General features: G+C 62.0%; 18 protein-coding genes. 1 reads left to right on the top strand and 17 read right to left on the bottom strand.

What is annotated here, in order from left to right; all coding sequences use genetic code 11:
- Nucleotides 1-3: 3 nt before the first annotated feature.
- From DM992_RS10535 to DM992_RS10530, 3 genes are all read right to left on the bottom strand, one after another.
- Nucleotides 4-858, bottom strand: coding sequence for a hypothetical protein (locus tag DM992_RS10535; RefSeq protein WP_162631629.1), 855 nt, complete (start codon nucleotides 856-858; stop codon nucleotides 4-6).
- Between the two features lie 19 nt (nucleotides 859-877).
- The gene (locus DM992_RS41610; protein WP_162631628.1) at nucleotides 878-1,114 is read right to left on the bottom strand and encodes a hypothetical protein; all 237 of its coding nucleotides are present in this window, start codon (nucleotides 1,112-1,114) and stop codon (nucleotides 878-880) included.
- A gap of 114 nt (nucleotides 1,115-1,228) precedes the next feature.
- Nucleotides 1,229-2,089 (bottom strand): hypothetical protein, encoded by an 861-nt coding sequence (locus tag DM992_RS10530; protein ID WP_111016754.1) that lies wholly within the window; start codon nucleotides 2,087-2,089, stop codon nucleotides 1,229-1,231.
- Nucleotides 2,090-2,430: 341 nt separating this feature from the next.
- On the opposite strand from DM992_RS10530, the gene DM992_RS10525 reads away from it, so the two are divergent.
- Nucleotides 2,431-3,450: an IS30 family transposase gene (locus DM992_RS10525; protein ID WP_080484403.1), complete on the top strand. Its 1,020-nt coding sequence runs from the start codon at nucleotides 2,431-2,433 to the stop codon at nucleotides 3,448-3,450.
- Here DM992_RS10525 and DM992_RS10520 read toward each other — a convergent pair.
- From DM992_RS10520 to tssB, 14 genes are all read right to left on the bottom strand, one after another.
- Nucleotides 3,415-4,395 carry a hypothetical protein gene (locus DM992_RS10520; RefSeq protein ID WP_111016753.1) on the bottom strand — a complete coding sequence of 327 codons (981 nt, stop codon included), beginning with the start codon at nucleotides 4,393-4,395 and terminating at the stop codon, nucleotides 3,415-3,417. The genes DM992_RS10525 and DM992_RS10520 overlap by 36 nt on opposite strands.
- Complete coding sequence (gene tssI, locus DM992_RS10515) at nucleotides 4,392-7,154, bottom strand: type VI secretion system Vgr family protein (RefSeq protein WP_239511264.1); 2,763 nt, start codon at nucleotides 7,152-7,154, stop codon at nucleotides 4,392-4,394. Before tssI (DM992_RS10515) ends, DM992_RS10520 begins: the two co-directional genes overlap by 4 nt.
- Nucleotides 7,155-7,156: 2 nt before the next feature.
- Nucleotides 7,157-8,047: a hypothetical protein gene (locus DM992_RS10510; RefSeq protein WP_111016752.1), complete on the bottom strand. Its 891-nt coding sequence runs from the start codon at nucleotides 8,045-8,047 to the stop codon at nucleotides 7,157-7,159.
- A 1-nt stretch (nucleotide 8,048) separates the two neighbouring features.
- Complete coding sequence (locus DM992_RS10505) at nucleotides 8,049-9,281, bottom strand: hypothetical protein (RefSeq protein WP_111016751.1); 1,233 nt, start codon at nucleotides 9,279-9,281, stop codon at nucleotides 8,049-8,051.
- Nucleotides 9,278-12,037 (bottom strand): type VI secretion system Vgr family protein, encoded by a 2,760-nt coding sequence (tssI, locus tag DM992_RS10500; RefSeq protein ID WP_239511263.1) that lies wholly within the window; start codon nucleotides 12,035-12,037, stop codon nucleotides 9,278-9,280. The genes DM992_RS10505 and tssI (DM992_RS10500) overlap by 4 nt, the downstream gene beginning before the upstream one ends.
- Nucleotides 12,038-12,056: 19 nt before the next feature.
- Nucleotides 12,057-12,308 (bottom strand): PAAR domain-containing protein, encoded by a 252-nt coding sequence (locus tag DM992_RS10495; protein ID WP_046428851.1) that lies wholly within the window; start codon nucleotides 12,306-12,308, stop codon nucleotides 12,057-12,059.
- Nucleotides 12,309-12,349: 41 nt separating this feature from the next.
- Nucleotides 12,350-13,615: a type IVB secretion system protein IcmH/DotU gene (gene icmH / locus DM992_RS10490; RefSeq protein ID WP_111016750.1), complete on the bottom strand. Its 1,266-nt coding sequence runs from the start codon at nucleotides 13,613-13,615 to the stop codon at nucleotides 12,350-12,352.
- An 18-nt stretch (nucleotides 13,616-13,633) separates the two neighbouring features.
- Nucleotides 13,634-17,704 carry a type VI secretion system membrane subunit TssM gene (tssM, locus tag DM992_RS10485; protein WP_111016749.1) on the bottom strand — a complete coding sequence of 1,357 codons (4,071 nt, stop codon included), beginning with the start codon at nucleotides 17,702-17,704 and terminating at the stop codon, nucleotides 13,634-13,636.
- 25 nt (nucleotides 17,705-17,729) lie between these two features.
- Nucleotides 17,730-18,992 (bottom strand): type VI secretion system protein TssL, long form, encoded by a 1,263-nt coding sequence (gene tssL / locus DM992_RS10480; RefSeq protein ID WP_111016748.1) that lies wholly within the window; start codon nucleotides 18,990-18,992, stop codon nucleotides 17,730-17,732.
- A 51-nt stretch (nucleotides 18,993-19,043) separates the two neighbouring features.
- Nucleotides 19,044-20,390 (bottom strand): type VI secretion system baseplate subunit TssK, encoded by a 1,347-nt coding sequence (gene tssK, locus DM992_RS10475; RefSeq protein WP_111016747.1) that lies wholly within the window; start codon nucleotides 20,388-20,390, stop codon nucleotides 19,044-19,046.
- 31 nt (nucleotides 20,391-20,421) lie between these two features.
- Nucleotides 20,422-20,922 (bottom strand): type VI secretion system lipoprotein TssJ, encoded by a 501-nt coding sequence (tssJ, locus tag DM992_RS10470; protein WP_111016746.1) that lies wholly within the window; start codon nucleotides 20,920-20,922, stop codon nucleotides 20,422-20,424.
- 85 nt (nucleotides 20,923-21,007) lie between these two features.
- Complete coding sequence (locus DM992_RS10465) at nucleotides 21,008-21,493, bottom strand: Hcp family type VI secretion system effector (RefSeq protein ID WP_111016745.1); 486 nt, start codon at nucleotides 21,491-21,493, stop codon at nucleotides 21,008-21,010.
- 91 nt (nucleotides 21,494-21,584) lie between these two features.
- On the bottom strand, nucleotides 21,585-23,078 hold the full coding sequence (tssC, locus tag DM992_RS10460) for a type VI secretion system contractile sheath large subunit (RefSeq protein WP_111016744.1): 1,494 nt from the start codon (nucleotides 23,076-23,078) through the stop codon (nucleotides 21,585-21,587).
- A gap of 27 nt (nucleotides 23,079-23,105) precedes the next feature.
- Nucleotides 23,106-23,648, bottom strand: coding sequence for a type VI secretion system contractile sheath small subunit (tssB, locus tag DM992_RS10455; protein ID WP_111016743.1), 543 nt, complete (start codon nucleotides 23,646-23,648; stop codon nucleotides 23,106-23,108).

The following is a 23,648-nucleotide window of genomic DNA, read 5'->3' as shown; positions in this document are numbered from 1 at the left end:
GCGTTAACCTGACCGGCTGGTCGAGTCAATTTCCCTCAACCACATCCAGCGTCCATCCACCCAGCTTGTGGGCCGTCGCTGCTCCTGCTCTTCCTGATGGGTCAACGTACGTACGCTCGGGAATTTCTGTCCCTTCCATACCACCGTGACATCTGCGCTGCTGTTTTCGGAAAAGCCCTGCCACATACCCGTCTCCGGGCAGAGCATACCGGTGCATAAGTTCATCTCGCCGTACTTTTGGCGCTTTGCCTGTTCCCGCTGCTGCAACTCCTTGGGCGTCAAATACACTCGATTGATCTGGATACCACGCAGGTTCACCGAATTCCGGAGACTGCGGAACTCGGGGCCATCATTTTCGAATTTCCCGAGATAATCGACGCCGACATGAACGTCGTAGGGCGAATCGGCCGGCAGCAGTATCCGATAGCCGAATCTCGCACGATTCGGATCCTCCGCACCGACAATGCCTGACGGAATAAAATAGGGGGCCGTTTCCGTGCGCACGCCGTCGATCGACTCACCAATCACACGCCGATGCAGGGGAAATCTAGTCTCATAGATTTCCTTAGGAATATTCGTCTGGAAGTGTTCGTCCACGTCGATCCACACCTTGCTCACCACGTGCTTCCCGTCAACGAGCCGTGTCTTGTCGTAGATGAAATCTACCGTCATTCCATTCAGGAAGTAGGAATATTCGCTCATGTCAGCACCCGCGTTTGGCGCGTCGGCGTAATACCGAGATGGATTTCCGATACTTCGCGTCACCTCATCGAAGGAAATCTCTCCCGTGGCCCACTGTAGACCAATACCGAAAATGCGCAGCAACTGCTCCTGCTGAGAGGCGTCCATCTTCTTCATGGTTGGCGATTCACCCATGTCACTGGCCCTCACCGCCGCCGCCGAGCTTTGTTGTGCCATCTGGGTTTCTGCCCGACTCGGGATGGGTATAGGCAAAGTCATAAGCATTGCTGCACTGGTCAGCAGCATGGATTTGAAAACCGTAACCCGCGATCTCATCCCAATAGGCGCTCGCCATGTCGCCGCAGAAGTACGCGTCGTTTTCCCACGGCCTCGCTCGGTAAGCCACAGAGCAACGATTCGGTTCTTCCGCCATGCCATCGATATCAATTGGCGTTCCTCCATGACCTACGTGCTTAAGCCAGTCGACTGCAAGTGCGCGGACAGTCTCATATTCCTTTTGCAGAGAAGCATCATCCGGCAGACATGATCAAACTCCCTTGTCGTTCGCTTGCGATTGGTTGTCGTCGAGTCCCCTCAACCACATCCATTGCCCAGCCACCCAACCAGTCGGCCGGCGTTGCTCCCGCTCTTCCTGACGGGTCAACGTGCGTACGCTCGGGAATTTCTGGTCCTTCCATACCACCGTGACATCTGCGTTGCTGTTCTCAGAAAAGCCCTGCCACATACCCGTCTCCGGGCAGAGCATACCGGTGCATAAGTTCATCTCGCCGTACTTTTGGCGCTTTGCCTGTTCCCGCTGCTGCAACTCCTTGGGCGTCAAATACACTCGATTGATCTGGATACCACGCAGGTTCACCGAGTTCCGGAGACTGCGGAACTCGGGGCCGTCATTTTCGAATTTTCCGAGATAATCGACGCCGACGTAGACATCGTAAGGCGAGTCGGGCAAGAGAACTTCTCGATAGCTGAATCGTGCACGATTGAAGTCATCCGCGGCGACGATACCGGACGGAAGAAAGTAGGGAGACGTTTCCGTACGCACGCCGTCGATTGATTCCCCCACCACAAGTCGATGTAGCGGAAGGCGGCCTTCATAGCTCTCCTTCGGTATGTTCGTTCGGAAGTGTTCGTCCACGTCGATCCGAAACTCATTCACCACAGGCATCCCGTCGACGAGGCGGGCCTTATCGTAGATAAAATTCACCGTCATTCCATTCAGGAAGTAGGAATACTGGCTCATGTCCGCACCCGCGTTCGGCGCGTCGTCGTAGAACCTTGATGGCGCCCCTAGACTTCGCTTCACCTCGTCGAACGAAATTTCTCCAGTGGCCCACTGCAGACCAATGCCGAAAATACGCAGCAACTGCTCCTGCTGAGCGTCGTCCATCTGCTTCGTTACTGGTGATTCCCTCATGTCATTGCCCCTCACCGCCTGAGACGAGCTTGGTTGTGCCATCTGAGTTTCTGCCCGGCTCGGGGTGGGTATAGGCAAAGTCATAAGCATTACTGCACTGATCAGCAGCATGGATTTGAAAGCCGTACCCCGCAATCTCGTCCCAATAGGCGCTCGCCATGTCACCACAGAAGAACGCATCATTTTCCCAAGGCCTCGCTCGATAAGCCACAGAGCATCGGTTCGGTTCCGCCACCATGCCATCAATATCAATTGGAGTTCCTCCTTAGACTCTAGCTTCAAGTGCAACACCTTTGATGAGATAGGGTGTTGCGATGACGAATTACAAGCATCTGAGCGCCGAAGAGCGTGCGGTGATCATGATCGAGAAGGCCCGGAACACGAGCGTCAGGGCGATTGCAAGGCTGCTTGGCCGCAGCGCGTCGACGATCACACGAGAACTGGCGCGCAATCGTACGGAAGCGCCTCGCTGCTATGACGCCACAAGCGCGGCCAGAGCCTATCGGACGCGCCGCGAGCGAAGTCGGCGTCAGGCGAAACTGGCAGCAGGAAGCACGCTGTACTGGCGGGTGCATCACGATCTGGTTTATCGGTGCTGGTCGCCGCAGCAAATTGCTGCGAGACTTCGCGAGATGCATCCAGACAACCCCGAGCAACGCGTCAGCCACGAAACGATCTACGCGGCGATTTATACCCATCCCCGCGGCGGCTTGAAGCAGGCCATGATTGAGGCCCTGCGTCAGGAGAAACCGGTGCGTGGCAACGCACGCAAGACGCTGGCCCGCAAGAGCTTTGTGCCGGAAGAACTTCGCATCGTCCATCGGCCCGAGGCAATCGAAACGCGCCAATGGCCCGGTCATTGGGAAGGCGATCTCATCAAGGGGGCCTTCAATCGTTCCTGCGTCGGCACACTGGTCGAGCGCAAGACGCGCTTCGTGGTGCTGTGCCGCATGGATGGCTGCACGGCCGAGGATGCACTGGAAGGCTTCACGCGCCAGATGAAGAAGCTGCCGGCCTTTCTGCGGGAAAGCCTGACCTACGATCGCGGATCGGAAATGACCTGTCATGTCGAGCTGGCTGAACGATTGAATCTGGATATCTGGTTCGCGGATCCCTACGCGCCTTGGCAACGAGGCAGCAACGAAAATACCAACGGCCTGCTGCGCCAGTTTCTACCCAAAGGAATGGACCTGTCAGGCGTGACCCAGATGCAGTTGAACGATATTGCCAAGCTGATGAACGGACGCCCTCGTCAAACCCTCAACTGGAAAACCCCCGAAGAGGCCATGGCGATGGAATTAGCTGCCACCGGGTTGGCTAAACGTTGCACTTGATTCTTGAGACCGCCCTCCGTGACCTACGTGTTTTAGCCAGTCCACTGCAAGTGCGCGGACCGTCTCATATTCTCTCTGCAGGGATGCATCATCCGGCAGATATAGCGGATGAAAGCCCTTTACACTACGCCATATACTTAGCGAGTAGAGGTACTGGGCAATGGCCATACGCTTGATACCCGCGATCATCGGCGGATCGTCGGGAATAGGCGTGGTCGCCGCCTGCGATGCAATCGCCATTGCCCTCTTATGCGCCGCAGTACTGGCAGCCGGCCATTTATCGATCTGGGTGTCCGGGAAATTATCAGGATGCTGCTGCACAAACGCATAGATCCAAAACGACTGCTGGCAGTGCCTCATTTCATGATAAATCGTGTCAGCGAATGCCTTCAGTGTTTTCAGTCCCTCGTACCGGGTTCCTGCGTCAATTGAAGCGGACGTGACGTCAAAAAGTCCTTTGAGTTTGCTCAACACAAGAACCAAGCTCCAGTCCTGTGCGCTGAAGTGACCGTCTTCGTCACTGGCTCCCTGAGAATCAGTCAGTGTGATCCCCTGCGGAACTGCGGCAGCGGGAATACCACCACCATCCGGCGACCTGGCCGTCAACGCAGCCAGCATGACGGGCTTGATCAGTTCACGCAGATCCTCTATCGAATCGGCATCCAGTGGCCATTGCAATTTGAGCTTTGGCGTGCTGCCTACTGGTCCGTAGTACGCGTTACCCCATTGCACGCTGGTCAATAGTGACCCCATGAGCCTTGCATAGTCGCGGGCCACCGGATAGGCAAGCGCTCCCTTACGTTTCGGATCAGTGTCCGCATCGGAAAACCGCAAACCCCATCTGTCCGGACTACAGATCGGATACAGAGCAGCCTTGTTCTCGCTGGTCGGTTGCCCCGCATTGTTTTTGGCGGTCGAGTGCTTGCCAAGTTTGGTCGTGGTCATGCTCGATCGCTCCGTGAGGAATCGTAGGTTGCCTTGGCATCTCGGGTAACCGCAGTCCGATGGGTCGATATGATCGATCCATCTTTACGCATCAAATCGATCGTCGCGATCTGCATACTCTCGCCCATCACAAGCGACGTCTCGCCGGTCGCGCTACTTATACCTTCGACGACCTGGCCATCGCTAAGCGTAATTCGATACCGCAAGTTCGGCATCACCCAGCCCGACCCACCTTCGACAAGAACAAAATGCTCCGCTACCTTTGCATCTTTGATATCCGTCAGCGGCATCTTCACGGATTTAGCTTGCGGCTCGACCGTCTGGTGGCTAGCCGCGTGAACGGTATGTTCGCCGGCGGTATGGACCGTGTAGCCCTTATCGCTGATCCGCATTTGTGTACTGCCGGCATGCAGCAGGATTTCCGTCGCCGCGTAGAGGTGGATGCTGTCGGTCGTGCTCTCGATCTTCACCGACTGCTTCGCCTTCATGTCGATGCCGTCGGTCTGCGCCTCGATGCGTACCTTGCCCGCAGCCGCGATCAGCTTCATCCCGGCCTTGTGCACGAACAGCGAGAACGCGTTCGACACGCTCGCAAACAGCGAGTGACCCACCGCGACGCCCACATGCCGCCCGCTCGTCACCGCGATGTCCTCGTTGCTCGCCACGTGCGCGCTGCGCTCGGCCGCCACACTGACACCCGCCGCGCTCGCCAGCACCAGGTCCGGCTCCTTCAGCTCCGGGAAGTCGTTCTCGCCCGCCGGCGTGTCGCCGCGGATCGCGTCGTTGCGCGCCTTGATCGCCTTCGTGACCTCGCTCTGGTCCGCATCGCGCTGTTGCGCCTCGTGCTGCTGCGCCAGCCCCGACAGGCTCTCCTGCAGTTCACGCGCGCGTGTCAGACGCCCGACGGCCGCCTTCGCGTCCTTCGTCTGGCCGGCGCCGTTCGCCTGCCCGTCCGTCGAGATGAACAGGCCCATCAGTGCGCGCACCACACCCCAGTAATCGGTGCGCAGGTCGAAGCCCTTGCCGCGCGCATCCGCCCGGCCCGTCTTCTTTACGATGCGTCGGATGTTCCCCAGCGCGAGCACCGAGCTGCCTGCGTCGCTCGCAATCTGCGTCTGGATCTGCCCCTGCGTGTCGTCGATCGCCACGTGGCCCGACGCCGTGCCCGGGAACTCGCGGCCGCGCAGCACCGCCACCGCCTGGTTCGCCGGCAGGTCCAGCGTCGGCTGCCGAAACTCGTTCACCGGGCTGCCCGTGATCACCGGCAGGTCCGGGTCGCCGTAGTAGTGCATCACCGCCACTTCGTGGCCAATCCGCGGCAGGAACGTCGCGCCCATGTCCGCGCCTTGCCACGGCGACACCACTCGCAGCCAGATCCCCGCATGCTCGTCGAGCTTGCCCTGCCGGTCCCAGCCGAACTGGACCTTCACTCGGCCGTATTTGTCCGTCCAGACCTCCTGCCCGGCCGGCCCCACCACGATCGCTTTCTCGGGGCCGCTCAGCACCGGCTTGCGCACGCTGCGCTCCAGCCGGAACGGCTCATTCGCCGGCAGCAGCTCGAACTGTGCTTCGCAGCGATACGTCGCGCTGGCGCCCGTGCGATCACCGACTTCCTCAATGTCGAGGGTCGACGACAGCACCACGTACTCACGGTTTGCCGCCTGCTGCGGATAGCCCGTCAGCGCAAAGGTGCGACCCACCGTCAGGCCACGCAGGTTGCCGCGCCCGTTCGCGCGAAGGCCCGCGCAGCGTCGTGCCTCGAGCTGCACGCGCGCCAGATGCTGCGCCTCCTGCTCGGTATCGTTCGGCTGACCTTCCACGCCTTGCGCACCCGCCAGCGGCTGGCTGTAGTCGCCCCAGTCGTACACCGCCCCGTCCGCGCTCGCCGTCTTGCGCGGATTCTCCTCGGTGACCGTCAGGTTCGCGCGCGGCCGCGTGTAGTCGTAGTCCACCACCGTCACGCTGCCCGACGTCAGCCGGCTCGTCACCGACAGCGCGTGGATGTGTTCCTCGTCGATCCGCTTGCCGTCCGGCGACAGGTAGCGCACCGTCTCGTACGCTGCGCCGTGCGGATGGTGGCCGCCCATCGTGTCGCACAGCACCAGACGCTGATGCCCGCCGTCGTGCTCGAACCACCACCAGATGCCCCATTCCTCCCACAAGCGCTGCAGGAACGCCCAGTCCGTTTCGAACGCCTGACGTTGCACGTCGCGCTTCGGGTAGATGCCGCGGATCGCGCCGGCCAGGCGCTTGTCGACCGGGTACGGATACTTCGCCAGCACCGCGTCGGTGATCTCGACGACGCTCATGTCCTGGAAGATCCGGCAGTCCTGCGTCAGCGTCGCGCGGTACAGCCACGGGCGCAGCTCGAGCTCGTACAGGATCGAGTGGCGGTCCTCGCCGGCCACGCGCGCCGCGGTAACCAGCCCCGTGATCTCGCGCGTGCCCGCGCCGATGTTGCCGAGCCCTGCGTTGCCCGCAAGCCCGGGGATAAACTGCCCGATGCCTTCGAGCTGGATCGACACGGTCACCTCGGTGCCGACGATCTTGTCGAGGTCGAGGTTGGCGGTCACGCTCGGCGAGAACGCGAACGCGTCGTCGGTGCGCAGCGTGACGAGGTAGCGGCAATCCTCGAGACGGCCGACCGCCTCGCTGCCCTGCAGCCGCACCGGTGCGAACACCGGCAGCCCGCCAGTCGAATAGGTCGGCAGCGCTGCGCCCGAAATCGACAGCGTGCGTGGTTGGGTGAGACTCAGCATGATCAAACTCCCTTGTCGTTCGCTTGCAATTGGTTGTCGTCGAGTGCCCTCAACCACATCCATCGCCCAGCCACCCAGCTAGTCGGCCGGCGCTGCTCCCGCTCTTCCTGATGGGTCAACGTACGTACGCTCGGGAATTTCTGGCCCTTCCATACCACCGTGACATCTCCGCTGCTGCTCTCGGAAAAGCCCTGCCACATACCCGTCTCCGGGCAGAGCATGCCGGTGCATAAGTTCATCTCGCCGTACTTTTGGCGCTTCGCCTGTTCGCGCTGCTGCAACTCCGCTGGCGTCAGATAATTTCGCGCGATATTCAAGATCCGTAGATCCACTGCATTGCGGAAATTGCTCAATGTCCAGTCGTGGCTCGTATCGCTTATCCAATCGCCGAGATAGCCGAACCCTGCGTACACATCGAACAGTGAATCGACAGGTAGAGGTAGGCGATAGCTAAACGTCGCATAGTTCCTTGGATGCGTGCCGTAGACATCTGCAATACCCGCCGGATAAAAGAACTCGCCCTCCTCGGTACGAACTCCATCGATCGACTCGCCGTGCGCCACGCGACGTAGGCCGAGTCTCTCGAACCTGTCATAGGGAATATCTGTGTGTATGCCTTCATTCACCTTGATCGAAAAGGCACCGACGCGTGGTTTTCCGTCCACCAGATTCAGCTTGTCGAGCGTGAATCGAACCGACATCACCTTTTCTGGGTAAAACGTATATTGGATAAAATTCGATTCTTCCGCTTGATAGTCCGGCTTCCCTAAAGTGCTCACGACCTGATCAAACGAAAGCTCCCCCGAGACCCATTTCAGGCCAATCTCGGTAAAACGCATGAGCGTCACCTGCTGCGCATCCGTCATCGGCTTACCTGACGTCTTCGCACTCATCTCATTGTCCTTCACCGGTCCCGCCTGTTCCTGAGCCAGCGTCGGAGCCGCGAAGAGTACGCCTTGAAGTAGCGTCAGCGTACTGATAAGCGTGGCTACACTGATCCGGCGCATAGGTCGATAGACCGAGCCCCATACCTGCATTCCAGTAAGCGGTTGCCATCTCGCCGCACACGAACGCGTCATTTTCCCAAGGCCGAGCTGTGTAATCGCAGTAACACGTGCTCGGCTCGGCCACCATCGCATCGACATCAATTGAGGTGCCTCCTATGCCAACATGTTGCAAAAGATTGATCGCAGCCGCCCGTGCGCGTTGGAATTCATCCTCGAGCGCAGCTGCATCGGTGAGGTACGGCGGGCGATACCCTACCTTCCGCCAAATATTCAAGGCATAGACGTATTGGCCAACGGCCATGCGCTTAATACTGATCAACGTCGCCGTGTCTGTCGGAATCGATTGTTTCGACGTCAAATCGAGAATCACCTTCCCCTGCGGAATCGACGTCGTTGGATCCTTCACAGGTGTGCCGCCCGACATGGCTTGAGGCCACTTAGCAATATTCGGCAATGTCTCGAAGTTATCCGGATGCTGTTGCGCCAATGCATAGATCCAGAACCATTGCTGACAATGCCGAGCTTCATGATAGAGCGTGTCAGAGAACGTCTTGAGTGGTCCGACGAGCTCCGTACGTGGAGACGTTTTGGCAATCAATGCGTCGATCTTGAACATCGGCGCCAGCGCCGATACATTCAGCAACAGACTCCAATTGTTCGGACTGAACGCTCCCTGCTCTCCAGCCGGGCGATCGGGTGTGGGCACATAAAAGCCCAGTTGATTCGGAACCGCGGCTTCCGGAATGCCGAAGCCGCCGGTGGCGCTGGTGAGCGCCTTGATGGCGACCGGTCGAATCAGGTTTGACAACTGATCTATCTGACTCTCAAGCGGCCATTCGAGCATCAACGTGGGTTTCCCTCCGGCCGGCCCGAAATACTGATTGCCCCATTGGACCTGCGAGAGCAGCACGTCTTGGATCGCCTTCGCGTAGTCGCGCGCGATTGGGTACATAAGATGGTCTCGCCGCTCGGGATCTTCGTCTGAATACCGCATTCCCCATCGATCCGGCGTGCAGACCGCGTACATCGGCGTCTTGTCCAACGTCGTCGGCTGGACGCGATTCACCTTCAGCTTCAGCGGCCCCACCTTGTGAGTGCGTTGATTATTCGTATCGCTCATTGCTGATCGCCTTTCGCCCCAAAGCTCGAATTTGCATCCCGAGTAATCCCAGCTCGGAAAATCGAATGAACCGTTCCGTCTTCGCGCAGCAGCGCCAGCTTTGCGATCTTGAAGCTCTTGCTCGCAACCAGCGACGTCTCCCCATGTTCGTTGCTGATACCCTCGATCACCTGGCCATCGTCCAGTGTGATCCGATAGCGCTGTTCGGCCATAGCGATGCCGGAGCCGCCATCGGGGAGTACAAAATGCTCCGCTACCTTTGCATCTTTGATATCCGTCAGCGGCATCTTCACGGATTTAGCTTGCGGCTCGACCGTCTGGTGGCTAGCCGCGTGGACGGTATGTTCGCCGGCGGTATGGACCGTGTAGCCCTTGTCGCTGATCCGCATTTGTGTACTGCCGGCATGCAGCAGGATTTCCGTCGCCGCGTAGAGGTGGATGCTGTCGGTCGTGCTCTCGATCTTCACCGACTGCTTCGCCTTCATGTCGATGCCGTCGGTCTGCGCCTCGATGCGCACCTTGCCCGCAGCCGCGATCAGCTTCATCCCGGCCTTGTGCACGAACAGCGAGAACGCGTTCGACACGCTCGCGAACAGCGAATGACCCACCGCGAGGCCCACGTGCCGACCGCTCGTCACCGCAATGTCCTCGTTGCTCGCGATATGCGCGCTGCGCTCGGCCGCCACACTGACGCCCGCTGCGCTCGCCAGCACCAGATCCGCCTCCTTCAGCTCCGGGAAGTCGTTCTCGCCCGCCGGCGTGTCGCCGCGAATCGCGTCGTTGCGCGCCTTGATCGCCTTCGCGACCTCGCTTTGGTCCGCGTCGCGCTGCTGCGCCTCGTGCTGCTGCGCGAGCCCCGACAGGCTCTCCTGCAGTTCACGCGCGCGTGTCAGACGCCCGACGGCCGCCTTCGCGTCCTTCGTCTGGCCGGCGCCATTCGGCTGCCCGTCCGTCGAGATGAACAGGCCCATCAGTGCGCGCACCACGCCCCAGTAATCGGTGCGCAGGTCGAAGCCCTTGCCGCGCGCATCCGCCCGACCCGTCTTCTTTACGATCCGCCGGAGGTTCCCCAGCGCCAGCACCGAGCTGCCCGCGTCGCTCGCAATCTGCGTCTGGATCTGCCCCTGCGTATCGTCGATCGCCACGTGGCCCGACGCCGTGCCCTGGAACTCGCGGCCGCGCAGCACCGCTACCGCCTGGTTCGCCGGCAGATCCAGCGTCGGCTGCCGGAACTCGTTCACCGGGCTGCCCGTGATCACCGGCAGGTCCGGGTCGCCGTAGTAGTGCATCACCGCCACTTCGTGGCCGATCCGCGGCAGGAACGTCGCACCCATGTCCGCGCCTTGCCACGGCGACACCACTCGCAGCCAGATCCCCGCATGCTCGTCGAGCTTGCCCTGCCGGTCCCAGCCGAACTGGACCTTCACTCGGCCGTATTTGTCCGTCCAGACCTCCTGCCCGGCCGGCCCCACCACGATCGCCTTCTCCGGACCGCTCAGCACCGGCTTGCGCACGCTGCGCTCGAGCCGGAACGGCTCGTTCGCCGGCAGCAGCTCGAACTGCGCTTCGCAGCGATACGTCGCGCTGGCGCCCGTGCGATCGCCCACCTCCTCGATGTCGAGCGTCGACGACAGCACCACGTACTCACGGTTTGCCGCCTGCTGCGGGTAGCCCGTCAGTGCGAAGGTGCGACCCACCGTCAGGCCGCGCAGGTTGCCGCGACCATTCGCGCGAAGGCCCGCGCAGCGTCGCGCCTCCAGCTGCACGCGCGCCAGATGCCGGGACTCCTGCTCGGTGTCGTTCGGCTGCCCTTCCACGCCTTGTGCGCCTGCCAGCGGCTGGCTGTAGTCGCCCCAGTCGTACACCGCCCCGTCCGCGCTCGCCGTCTTGCGTGGGTTCTCCTCGGTGACCATCAGGTTGGCACGCGGGCGCGTGTAGTCGTAGTCCACCACCGTCACGCTGCCCGACGTCAGCCGGCTCGTCACCGACAGCGCGTGGATGTGTTCTTCGTCGATGCGCTTGCCGTCCGGCGACAGGTAGCGCACCGTCTCGTATGCCGCGCCGTGCGGATGATGGCCGCCCATCGTGTCGCACAGCACCAGGCGCTGATGTCCGCCCTCGTGCTCGAACCACCACCAGATGCCCCATTCCTCCCATAGCCGCTGCAGGAATGCCCAGTCCGTTTCGAACGCCTGGCGCTGCACGTCACGCTTCGGATAGATGCCGCGGAACGCACCAGCCAGCCGTTTGTCGACCGGGTACGGATACTTCGCGAGCACCGCGTCGGTGATCTCGACGACGCTCATGTCCTGGAAGATCCGGCAGTCCTGCGTCAGCGTCGCGCGGTACAGCCACGGACGCAGTTCGAGCTCGTACAGGATCGAGTGCCGGTCTTCACCGGCGACGCGCGCCGCGGTAACGAGGCCCGTGATCTCGCGCGTGCCCGCGCCGATGTTGCCGAGCCCTGCGTTGCCCGCAAGCCCGGGGATAAACTGCCCCTTACCTTCGAGCTGGATCGACACCGTCACCTCGGTGCCGACGATCTTGTCGAGGTCGAGGTTGGCGGTCACGCTCGGCGAGAACGCGAACGCGTCGTCGGTGCGCAGCGTGACGAGGTAGCGGCAGTCCTCGAGGCGACCGACCGCCTCGCTGCCCTGCAGCCGTACCGGTGCGAACACCGGTAGCCCGCCGGTCGAATAGGTGGGCAGCGCTGCGCCCGAAATCGACAGCGTACGTGCCTGCGTGAGACTCAGCATGATGCGGCTTCTCCCTCGATCACGAACCGATCACGGTCGCGCCGCAACCCGTCTTGTCGCCGACATAACCGACCCGACGCCCCCGATGCGTACGGGGGCCGCTGGCCAGCAGCGGAAAAATGCCGCCGCACTTCGGACACATCACCCCGTGCTGGTCCAGCGCGACCGAGATACCCAGGTGCTTCACCTCGTCAGTCGCCTCGACGACCTTGCCGCCGTGATCGGTGGTGTCGCCCAAGCGCACCATATTTCGGCCTTGCGCATCCTGCATATCCAGCTCCGCTTCGTAAATGGGTGATTCGGTTGCAAGCATCAATTCGACACGGTCACTTCTACACGACGGTTTCTCGACCGTCCTTCCTTCGACACGTTATCGGCCAGTGGATCGGCATCGCTCTGGCCCACCACGCTGATGCGTTCCTTCGGCACGCCGGCCGCCGCGAGAATCTGCGCGACCTGCTGGGCGCGAGCTGTGGACAGCGCGTAATTCGAACCCTGATGGGCGGGACTCGCTGGCAGGTTGTCGGTGTATCCGGTGACGAGCACGTGCGTAGCGGCCGGCGAGCTCGCGATGGTCCGTCCGACCGATGCCATCACGGACGCCCGCCATGGGGCCACTGTCACGTCGCCCGACGCATACATTCCGTTGAATCGGAGCGCCACCGTATCGGCCGCCGTATCCTTTATCAACTCCACATTGCCAGCGGCGATTTCGTCGCGCAGCTGCTCGCCCAACGCAGCGCCCAATCGATCGATCGGAGACGACGCCTGAGCGGACTGATCCGCGTGGCGCAAATCCCTGACCGCGACGTACCCTGCCGCGCCCGCCAGCAGTGCCGCCACAATACCGACGACAATCCACCAGCGTGACAGACGCGCGCGAGCCGGACGTACCCACGGATCGACCACGCGCCCACCCGATACGGCCGCCCCGCGAGCACGATCGGATGGGGCGAAACGACTGGCCGTATGGTCGTCATCAACAACGGGGGCCACGCCATGTTCTCCTGCCATCACCACGCCGTGCACGCGCTCGCGGATGTTCAGCAGCCGCCGCGGACCATCGTGCTCGAAGCGGTATCGCCCGCGAAAGCCAAGATCAAGGACGTTCTGCAACAGCTCGAGCAGGTCGAGATGTCCGCGCGGCTCGTTCAGCACCTCGTCGATCATGTGGAAAACGCGATCGCCGCCCTGTCGATCGTGGCCCATCGCCACCGCGAGACTGCTGGCCTGCCACTCGGTGCCGGTGCCCTCGCCTCTTCCCCAACGCGTTTGCATCGCAGCCTCGTCGAGCGCGGCGCTGAGGCAATAGCTCGCCCGCACGACGTCGTCCGACGGCAGCTGCAGCTCGCGACAAACCCGCAAGAACATCCGCAGTTCCTGCTCGAGCCATTTGCGCCGCTGCAATACGTCGTCCGGTTCCAGTGCAGCAGGCGTATCCGCCAGCGCGAGCAGCAAGACGCGTGCGGATTCAAGCAACGGATTGACCGATTGCACCGCCGCCTTGAGTCGCGCGCTGAGCGGCGGCGACGCAAGAAGTCCGGCGTAGTTTCGCGAATCGACTGTCGAAATCGTCACCGTGCCTGCCCCTCACCGTTATTGGGTGACATTTGCCGGGCTCGCCGGCGTCGTACCGCGCGGCAGCCCAGGAGGCGGCCCGCTATCCGACAGGTTGAACAACGGCATCGAACTCGGACAGCGGAAGGTCTTCAGCACGTCACTAGTCAGCGGGTTTGCCACGCTTCCGGTGCTCGCAACATCGAGCACCGCCTTGCGACCGTCGAAGTCGAACGCGACACGGGTACGGCCGGGCGTGGCAGTTTCCACCACCTGCCCCTTCTGGAGCAGGCGCATCAACGCCCAGGGGCCGTCAGCCGCGATCGTCGACGTGTCGGGACGAATGCGAGGATTGGCAGTGATTTCCGTGTGAACGCCCCCACGAGGCCCGGGCCACGTCACTGCAAACGGCGCAACCGGACCGTGCTGATAAAGCGAGGTCTGGCCGTCGATGTCGAGCGACAGGCTGGTGATCGTCGGGTCCAGTTCGGGAATACGGATATCGGCCTTCCACGTGAGCTGCTTGTGGCCCGGGTCGTTAAAGAAAACGTCGCGGATCGCCTTCGCATGCTCGAACGGCTCCAGATCCGGTCCCTGCACGGGTTCCGTCGCGCCCGTCAGAGTCTTGTATCGCCACGGCTTCGCAGAGGTGTCGACAAACGGCGCCAGTGTCTTCCCAAAGAAGTCATCGATCACGCCACCCTGCGCGAACACACGGGTAAAGTCGTCGATGCTGACGTCGCGCTTGCTGTCGAGCGAGAACGGATAATTGCCTTCGATGGCGAGCCGGCAGGTGTCACCGACGACTGCCTGCATCTGGCGCGACAGCAGCTGGCCGATCCCCTGGTTGACTTCGTGCGAGCCATCCGCGGCGAGTTGCAGCAACACCGCCCGGAAAGGTGCCGGCATTGTGTTGGCGGTCATCTTGAGCTTCGCCGCCGTATCGCTCGCCGGCGGCATGCTGTTGTTCGACAACGCGTTGTCGGAAACCGTGAGCGCGGTGTAGTAATCGTTCAGCAGGTTGGTCACGCCGTCGAGTCCCGTCTTCCCTGCCTGCGCCGCCGCAGCTTGGGCGCCGGCCTGCGAATCGGCGTCGCCCGTCACGACCTCGCGAAGCGCTGCGAAATGGCTATCGACCAATTCACGCTCGACGCGCTCGGACGCGCGGATGCCGAGTGCCTTGTCGGCCTTCTGGTTGAGCTGGTCGGCCGCCTTCTGCAGAAATGACCCGTCCGATGCGGTCGCCGGTGCCGTGAGCGTCGTTTCACGCACGGCCGCGCGTGCGAGTCGTCCGAGCGGCGAGTCGGGCGCCGCGAAGCTGCGCAGCACCTGGAGATTGAATGCGAGACTCGTGCCGCTCACCGTTCGGATATCGTTGAGGAACGCATCCCATTGCTGCGCATATTCCAGCAGATACTGGCGGCGAACCGCGTCCGTCAGAGCATCGTCCGCGCCCGTTACCGTGCTCACGATCTCAGCCGTTTTTTTTTGAGCCTCGCCCAGGTACGAGCGCCCCATCACCCATGCGTCGTCGTCGCGCGCGATCTGGACAAACTCGGGAAGCCGCTTGTCGAACAGGTTCCGATAGCCGTCGAAGGTGAACAGACCCGGCACGCCGCACGACAGCGGCTGGCCGCTTGCCCGCGTGAACACCGTCCCTGCCTGCGGCCCGACCGCGCGCAGCAAGGTGAACTCGTCCGGCGACTCCTTCAGCATCGCGGCCTTCGCGCGCTGGTACAGGCGGTCGGTCGCATTGCTGCCATCGAGAAACGCCCGTGCCTGCTGGATCAGCGCATCGTTGCGAATCAGCGGCGATTTCACGACGCGGTCGCCCGAAAAGAGCTGCTGAACGTGATCGATCATCGATGCGCGGCCGCCAAAAATCGCAGCGCTGTCGTTTTTCGCCCAGTCGTCGAGCACCCATGTCTTCACGTCGCCGGCGTTGAATTTCGCCTTGTCGTAAAGCATCAAGTACACGCGCAGCGCATCGTAAGCGGCCTTCGGATCCTTGTTGGCGATCGCCCCGGACATCACGTTTTCCATCCGGCGCACGATCTGAGGCACCAACAGGTTGTCCTCCAGCGCATCGTAGGTGTGGCCGCTCTCCGTCACGATGTCCGGTGGCGAATAGAGGCCGTAACGCCAGGTGCTGCCAGGATCGGACAGGTCCAGGTTCGGAAAGGTCGGCAAATAGCGCGCTTCGGTCAGCGTATCCGGCACGGCCTCCGGCTTGGGCTCCTTGTACAGCTGGGTCACGCGGGCCGCCAATGCCTGGACCTTGCGCCCGATGACGTCGAGGTAGTCGCTGTTGTTGCCGAAGCTCACGCGCAATCCGAGTACCAGCCAGACGAACAGGAGCAAGGCGAGCGCATGGCCAATCAGGCGCAGCAGCCGGTAGCGGTATTCCCACCGCAAGTTGGGACTGACGAGATGCGCTTCCGGAAACACGACCCGGGTCAGGACGTCGTGCAGGAAATAGCTCCGGTTGCCCTCATGCCCACCGGCGGCGCCTGCCTGCCCTTGCTTCGGTGCGAGGCGTTGCACCACGGTGTCGCGTTCGGCGACGACCGAGTGGCCGTCCTGCTGTGCGCTGGTGAAGTAGACGCCGCGCAGCGTCGAATGAAGCTGGGTGTCGTCGTATCGGGAGTCGAGAAACACACGATCGATCAGGTCGACGAGCGATCCGACCAGCGCGGAGAACTCCTCCGGCAACGCGGCGAGCTGGCGGCGCTTGTGTGTCTCGTCCTCGTCCTGCAGGCGCGTGTGAATCATGCCGGACAGCCGTCCCGCCATCTGCATCAGCTCATCACGACAGCGCGCACGCAAGCCCTCCTTCGCGACCGTTTCCTTGCCGTACGGCAACGTGAAACCCCACGCCTGCGCGCGGCTCTCGGCCGTCAGCCCGCTGAAATACTCCGCAAACCCCAGCAGGCGGTCCATCTTGGTGACGAGCACGTACACCGGGAAGCGAATACCAAGCTCGCCGCGCAGTTCGCCCAGTCGCGCACGCAGCGCCGAGGCCTCGGCGAGGCGCTTCTGCTCGTCGGCGCCAACCAGCGAGTCAAGGTCGACGGCAAGCAACGCGCCATTGATCGGGGCACGCGGTCGGTGGCGGCGCAGCATGCCGAGGAAACCCAACCATTCCGCGCGATCCAGCGCTTCGCGTTGCTCCGGCGAGTCGGCGCGAATCGGAACAATATTGGCGCTCGACTTTGCAACTGTCGCCGCCTGGGTATCGCCTGACGCGTCGCCCTTCTTCTCCTCGCCGTCTTTGCCTGCTTTATCCTCGCCCGATGCGACCGTTGTCGACCGGTCCGATGACGGCGCCAGCCCATCACCTTCCTTTATCGTCGAGGTGCCATGGCGTGTGTAATAGCCGGCCGTGTCGATCAGCACCGCGTCATTGGTGAGCCACCAGTCCACAGCCGCGACATCGCTGGCCGACGTCCCGGCCGCGCGCTGCATTTGCTCGGCGATGGGAAACGCGAGTCCACCGTTGAGCAGCGCGCTCGTCTTGCCGGTCCCTCGCGAACCAAGCGTGATGTACCACGGCAGTTCGTACAGGTAGCGTTTGCCCTGGAACAGCTTGCCCGGTCCCCGCGCCCCCGTACGCATCGACTTCAGCCGCGCCAGTGCGCTCGCGACGATTGCTTCCACCTTCTTCAGGCGCGGTGCTGCGGGTGATTCCTCCGTCTTGCCGCCGAAACGCAGCACTTTCCTCAGGAACGCCTCGTCCTCCCGCATCTTCTGCCAAAGCCGGAACATCCAGAACAGCGCAAACACCGCCACCACCAGCGCAATCGCACCGATCCTGGCCGAAACGGGTTCGAACGGCGAGGTGTGGCCGAACGAGAGCAAGGGCGCCGCATACCAGATCAGCAGACACAACACCGCCACGAACACGATGCTCGTCGACCAGCCCCCGAGCCAAAGCAACACACCCACGAGCACCAGCACAATCAACAGCACGCGCATGCCGGCGCCCGCCAGCGGCTTGAGGCCGCCGAACGCGAAGAACGGTCCGACGAACCAGATCACCAGCGCGACAACGATCAGCACGAGGAATGCGAGAAACTGGCGCGAGGCGAGAAATGACAAAAACTTCTTCATGGTCTATTCCGAAAGCAGATCTGGCCTATTGCGCGACGACGATCTCGACGCGCCGGTTCTGCGCGCGGCCCTGGGCGGTGCGGTTGTCGCCGATCGGATCGGCGTCACCCTTGCCCACCGCTTCGAGTCGGTTGGCAGGCACACCAGCGGCCTGCAGCATCTGCAAGACCTGTGTCGCCCGCTCCTCCGACAGCGCTTCGTTCGACGGGAACTGGCGACTGCGAATCGGCAGGTTGTCCGTGTACCCCAGGACGCTGACCTTGCCCGGCACCTTCACGATCTCGCCCGCGATTTTCGCGACGAGCGGCGCCATCGCACTCTTGATCGTGACGCCACCGGGCGGGAACATCGCATCGCCACGGAATGTCACGGCGCTGTGACGCGCATCCTCGTCGACGCTGACGGTGCCAGCCGCGATTTCGTCCTTGAGCAGTTGCTTCAGATGCAATTGAGGCGGTGCGGGTGGCGGCGTCATCCGGCCGATATCGGCGATCTGCTTCTCCACGATTGCGCTTCGGCTCATCAATTCGTATTTGAACCAGCCGAACAGACCGAGGAGGACCACCGACAGCAGCGTGACCGTGATCCAGACCGGAAAGTCATAGAAGGACACCCGCTTGCCTTTCACATCCGACTGCCAGTGCGGCGACAGCGCCGTCGGTGCGACCCCGCGTTGCGAGGTGATCTCGTTGTAGAGCCGCTGGCGAATCGCATCGTGCTTGCGCTTGCCGTTCGCCTCGTGCCGATAGCGCCCTTCGAAGCCGAGGCTGAGAATCTCGTAGATGACTTCCAGCAAGTCCAGATGCTCACGCGGTTCGGCAAGCAGTCGGCCAATCAGCAGATAGACCTTCTCGCCCCCCTGCCGGTCCTCGTGGAACGTGGTGGCAAGGCCGGTGCTGATCCATTCGATGCCGGACGATTCCCCCGTTCCCCATGCGGTTTGTGTCGCGGCCTCATCGAGTGCCGTGCACAGGCAGTAGCGCGCGCCAATCGTATGGTCGCGCCGAATGTTCGTCTGCTCGCATAGCTTCTGGAATGTGCGCACCTCTTGTTCGAGAAGGTTTCGGAGCGCGAAGGTCTCTTCGGGGGCGAGATGGTCCGGCATGTCCGCGAGCGCGCGCAAGAGCGGTCGCGCCGCTTCCCGTAACGGATTCGACGCCTGCTCGACAGCAATGAGCCGCTCCCGAAACGGAACAACGCTCGCGCCGGAAGACGTGGATGACGGTCGTACGGATGCTGGCGAGGTCCGTTCCTCGGCCACATCGGTGCCGGTAGATGAGTTGCTCATAGTGAGACGTAGCTGATCGCGGTTCGTGAATTCAGGGTTGCCGTTGCGTGCTTACGCGCGTACGCCCCACAGTTCGAGTTTGATCGACGGGAAGTCGCCCGCTACGTGCAACGCGAGTCCGCCGTGGCGAACGACTTCGTCCCAGAGCGGTCCACCCTGGGTCAGCTCGTAGTAGATATAGCCCGCGTTGAACGGAATCTGCCGCGGCGGCACCGGCAACGCCTGCAAGCCAATGCCCGGCAGGTGGCTGCGCACGAGGCTCGGCAGCTTGTCGGACGGGCCTGCCTTCGCTTGCGCAAGGAATTGCTGCTGCAGTACGTCCGGCGGCATGGCCGCGTGCACGGCCAGCACGACCGCAGTAAACCCCTGCATGTCGACCGGATCGACCACGGCGTTTCGCATGCCGTGGCCGCGGTCTTCGAGTGCGATGCTTTGCGCACTGCGCACCAGCACGGCGTTGAGCAGCCGGTGCGTATCGTCGACAACCGGCTTCAGACACAGGTGCGGTGTCGTGTGCTGATAAGGCGGATGCGTGTCGAGCGGCCGCCGTGTATCCGTGCGCAGATGCGTCGACAATTCGCCGGCCATGCTGATCAACAGCGCATACACATCGGCGGGCGACGTGGTCGGCACGCGCAGCATATGCTGCAGCAGAGGCTCATACCGGTTCAGGATCTGCAGCAGCAAGTAGTCGGTGACCGTTGCAGCACTCGCCGTGGTGTCATCGGTGCCCGCCAGCCGCTGCGCGAGGGCATTGGCGCGCAGGCGAGCGAGATCGTGAATCTTCGTCACCCAGCTCATCAGGAGGCCGCTCGCGCCATAACCCGAAACGGGCGGCACCAGCGTGTCGTCGAGCTCGATGCTGCCGTCCGCGCGAATGGTTTTCACGCGCGTCAGCGCAAGGCCGATCCATGCATCGCCGAGCTCCTTTTCGGGCATCAGGCGCAGGCGGAGGTTCGACAATTGCACCGGCTCGGGCGCGAGGCCGATCGAATTCGTGTCGCGCAGTTCGGTATCAAACACGAGGTAGCGCGCCAGCGAATCCGGCGTGTTCTCGAACGTCGTCTCTTCGCAGTTCGGCAGTCGGACCGGCACCGCGAGATAAATCACCTGATCGAGGTGTTCCGGTCGGATTGTCAGCGGCGGCGGCAACGGCGTGTTGCCCGGTGCATCAAACGGCGAGCCGTCAGCAAACACCCCGGCGGCGGACTTGACGATCACCTTGCCCAACGCCAGCGACTCCAGATCGAGCGCGTAGTGCGCGAAGCCGAAGAAGAATGGCGACAGCGGCGCGGCACGCATGTGCACGTACTTTTCGAAGTAGCGATCCTGTTGCTGGAACAGTTGCGGACGAAAAAACAGCCCTTCCTGCCAGGCGACCTTGGCGTACCAGCTCATGCGTATCGTCCGTTTTGTTGAGCGACGTGATTCATTTCTTGGCTTCCTCGATCTTGACGGCCTTGGCCTCAAGATCGACAGTCAGTTTCAGCTTCGGCGTGGAGAAGCTGTACCACGCCTTGTCGAGCACAGGCATCGTGTAGACGGCCCGCCATACCGAATTCGGCAGGTCGCGATAGGCCGCAATCACGCCAATGGCGGTGGTGTCCGCAGACGGACGTCGCACGATCGTCTGGTGCTCGCCGGGACGCAATTGCAGCTCGTCGCGCTTGACGACATCGTCGGCCAGCACCGTTTTGTCCTGCGTTTGCAACGTGAAGAAATCCGCCGCCTTGAAGGCGTTGTCGTTCTTCAGTTCATAGATGCGCACGACGATCGGCGCGGCCCGTCCTCGGTCATCCGGGTTGACGTCGGATCGCGCGTTGACGGTCAGGTCAAGCCGCATCGGCTCCTTCGGCTTCGGCTCGCCGCTCGCGCAGGCCGAAAGCAACACAACGCCGGCGAGCGTGGCGACAGTCAGAATCGAACGCATACTGGATTCACGTTGACAGGTAGCGGGAAACGCCGCGCAGCCGGCGGGGGCTGGATTTAGGCCCGGTGCGCGGCGTTCCATCGGCTTACGCTTCCTTGTTGCCCTTGATGTCGAAGCTCGCCGTGACGGCGCCGCCGCTGCCACCTTGCGCGTTCTGCACGACATACTCCTGCTTCACCTTTGCAAACGACAGCGACACCGTCTCACGGCTCTTCTCCGCATCGGTCTTGCTGCCCGACGGCTTCACGCGCGTGACGATCACATCGCTCATCGTGACCTTCAGGTACTCGAGCGGGTTGCCGCCGGCCTTGCGCATCACGAGCGTCGCCTGGTCGATGTGCTTGCCCGTCAGCGCGTACTTCATCAGGTTCGGGCTCGCGCGATCGATGTTGTGTTCGAACGTCAGATCCTTGACCGTCGCTTTGCCAGCGCCACCGCCGCTGCCTGCGTGCATCGTCGATTCCTGCATGATTTCCCAGTCCCAGTTCAGGACTTCGATTTCGTCCTTGTGCTTGTCGTCGAGCGATTCGCCGTTGATGCCGTCGATCTTCAGGAAAATATCTTGTGCCATACGAAATACTCCTTTTCTTCAGTGAATAAAAAGAGGCCGCGCACCACGAGAGTGATGGCTTAACGCGCGACCGAACAGGCCGGACTTACTCTCAAGCTGCTTCTTTGATCGACGGAAGCTTGGTGACAAGCCGCAGCGAGACCGTCAGCCCTTCGAGCTGGAAGTGCGGACGCAGGAAGAATTTCGCCTGGTAGTAGCCGGGATTGCCTTCGACGTCCTCGACAAGCACCTCGGCGGCTGCCAGCGGCCGGCGCGCCTTGGTGTCCTGCGACGAGTTCGCGGGATCGGCATCGACGTAGTGCATGACCCATTCGTTGAGCCAGCGCTGCATATCCTCGCGTTCCTTGAACGCGCCGATCTTGTCGCGCACGATGCACTTCAGGTAGTGCGCGAAACGCGAGCATGCGAACAGGTACGGCAAGCGTGCCGACAGGTTCGCGTTGGCGGTCGCGTCCGGATCGTGATACTCGGCCGGTTTTTGCAGCGACTGCGCACCGATGAAGGTTGCATGGTCGGTGTTCTTGCGATGCACGAGCGGGATGAAGCCGTTCTTCGACAGTTCGGCCTCGCGGCGGTCCGAGATCGCGATCTCAGTCGGGCACTTCATGTCGACGCCGCCGTCGTCAGTCGGGAACGTGTGGCACGGCAGGTTCTCGACCGTGCCGCCGGACTCGACGCCGCGGATCAGCGAGCACCAGCCATACTGCTTGAACGAGCGGTTGATGTTGACGCCCATCGCATATGCAGCGTTCGCCCAACCATAGCGGCTATGGTTCGAGCCATTCGTGTCTTCTTCGAAATCGAACTCGTCAACCGGATTGGTCTTGGCGCCATACGGCAGACGGGCGAGGAAACGCGGCATCGCGAGACCGACGTAGCGCGCGTCCTCGGTGTTGCGCAGCGAATTCCACGCCGCGTATTCGAGGTTCTGCGTGAAGATCTTGGTCAGATCACGCGGGTTCGCCAGTTCCTGCCACGACTCCATCTGGAGCACCGACGGTGCCGCACCCGTGATGAACGGCGTATGCGACGCTGCAGCGACCTTCGCGATCGAGCCCAGCAGGTCAACATCGGGCGGCGTATGGTCGAAGTAGTAGTCGGCGACGAGACACCCGTACGGTTCGCCGCCGAGCTGACCGTATTCCTGCTCGTAGATTTGCTTGAAGAGCGGGCTTTGATCCCACGCCAAGCCCTTGTAGCGACGCATCGTGCGATGCAGTTCGGTCTTCGAAACGTCCAGGACACGAATCTTCAAATGTTCATCCGTCTCGGTGTTCGAGACCAGATGGTTCAGGCCGCGCCATGCGGACTCCAGCGCTTGATAGTCTTCGTGATGCAGAATCAGGTTGATCTGCTCGGAGAGCTTGTGATCGATCTGCGCGATGATGGCCGCAATGCTCTTGTACGCATCGTCGCTGATCGTGATCGACTGGCTCAGCGCCTGTTCCGCGAGCGTCTGAACCGCAAATTCGACCGCTTCCCGTGCTTGCTCGGTCTTCGGACGGAATTCCTTCTCGAGCAGTTGCGTAAAATCGGATTGGGTGGCCGTCTGCGCTTGGGCGGCCTGTGCTTGCTGTTTCGCCATGATGGTCTTCCTCGATCGGTTCGTCGGTCAGTTCGCTTCGCCCGTGTCCGCCGCACCCGCGTCATGACGCTCGGGCTTTGGTGCCGCAGCCAGCGACTTGAGGAGCGCCGGGTCCTGCAGCAGTTGCGTGACGAGCGCTTCGGCACCCGACTTGCCATCCATGTACGTTTGCAGGTTGGCAAGTTGCGTGCGCGCTTCCAGCAGCTGACGCAGCGACTCGACCTTGCGTGCGATGGCCGCCGGCGAAAAGTCCTCCATGCTCTCGAAGGTCATGTCGACCATCATCTGACCTTCGCCCGTCAGCGTATTCGGCACTGCGAACGCGACGCGTGGCCGGATGGCCTTCATGCGCTCATCGAAATTGTCAATATCGATTTCCAAGAATCGTCGGTCCGTCACGGCAGGAAGCGGCTCCGAGGGATGCTTGCCGGACAGATCGGCCAGCACGCCCATCACGAACGGCAGCTCGACCTTCTTCTCCGACCCGTAGACCTCGACGTCGTACTCGATTTGCACGCGCGGCGCACGATTGCGCGCGATGAATTTTTGCGAACTGCTGGAAGCGGACAT

Origin of the sequence: Burkholderia sp. JP2-270, from assembly GCF_003233675.1 — a bacterium.
Lineage (GTDB): Bacteria > Pseudomonadota > Gammaproteobacteria > Burkholderiales > Burkholderiaceae > Burkholderia > Burkholderia pyrrocinia_C.
This window is presented reverse-complemented; position numbering and strand designations above follow the sequence as displayed.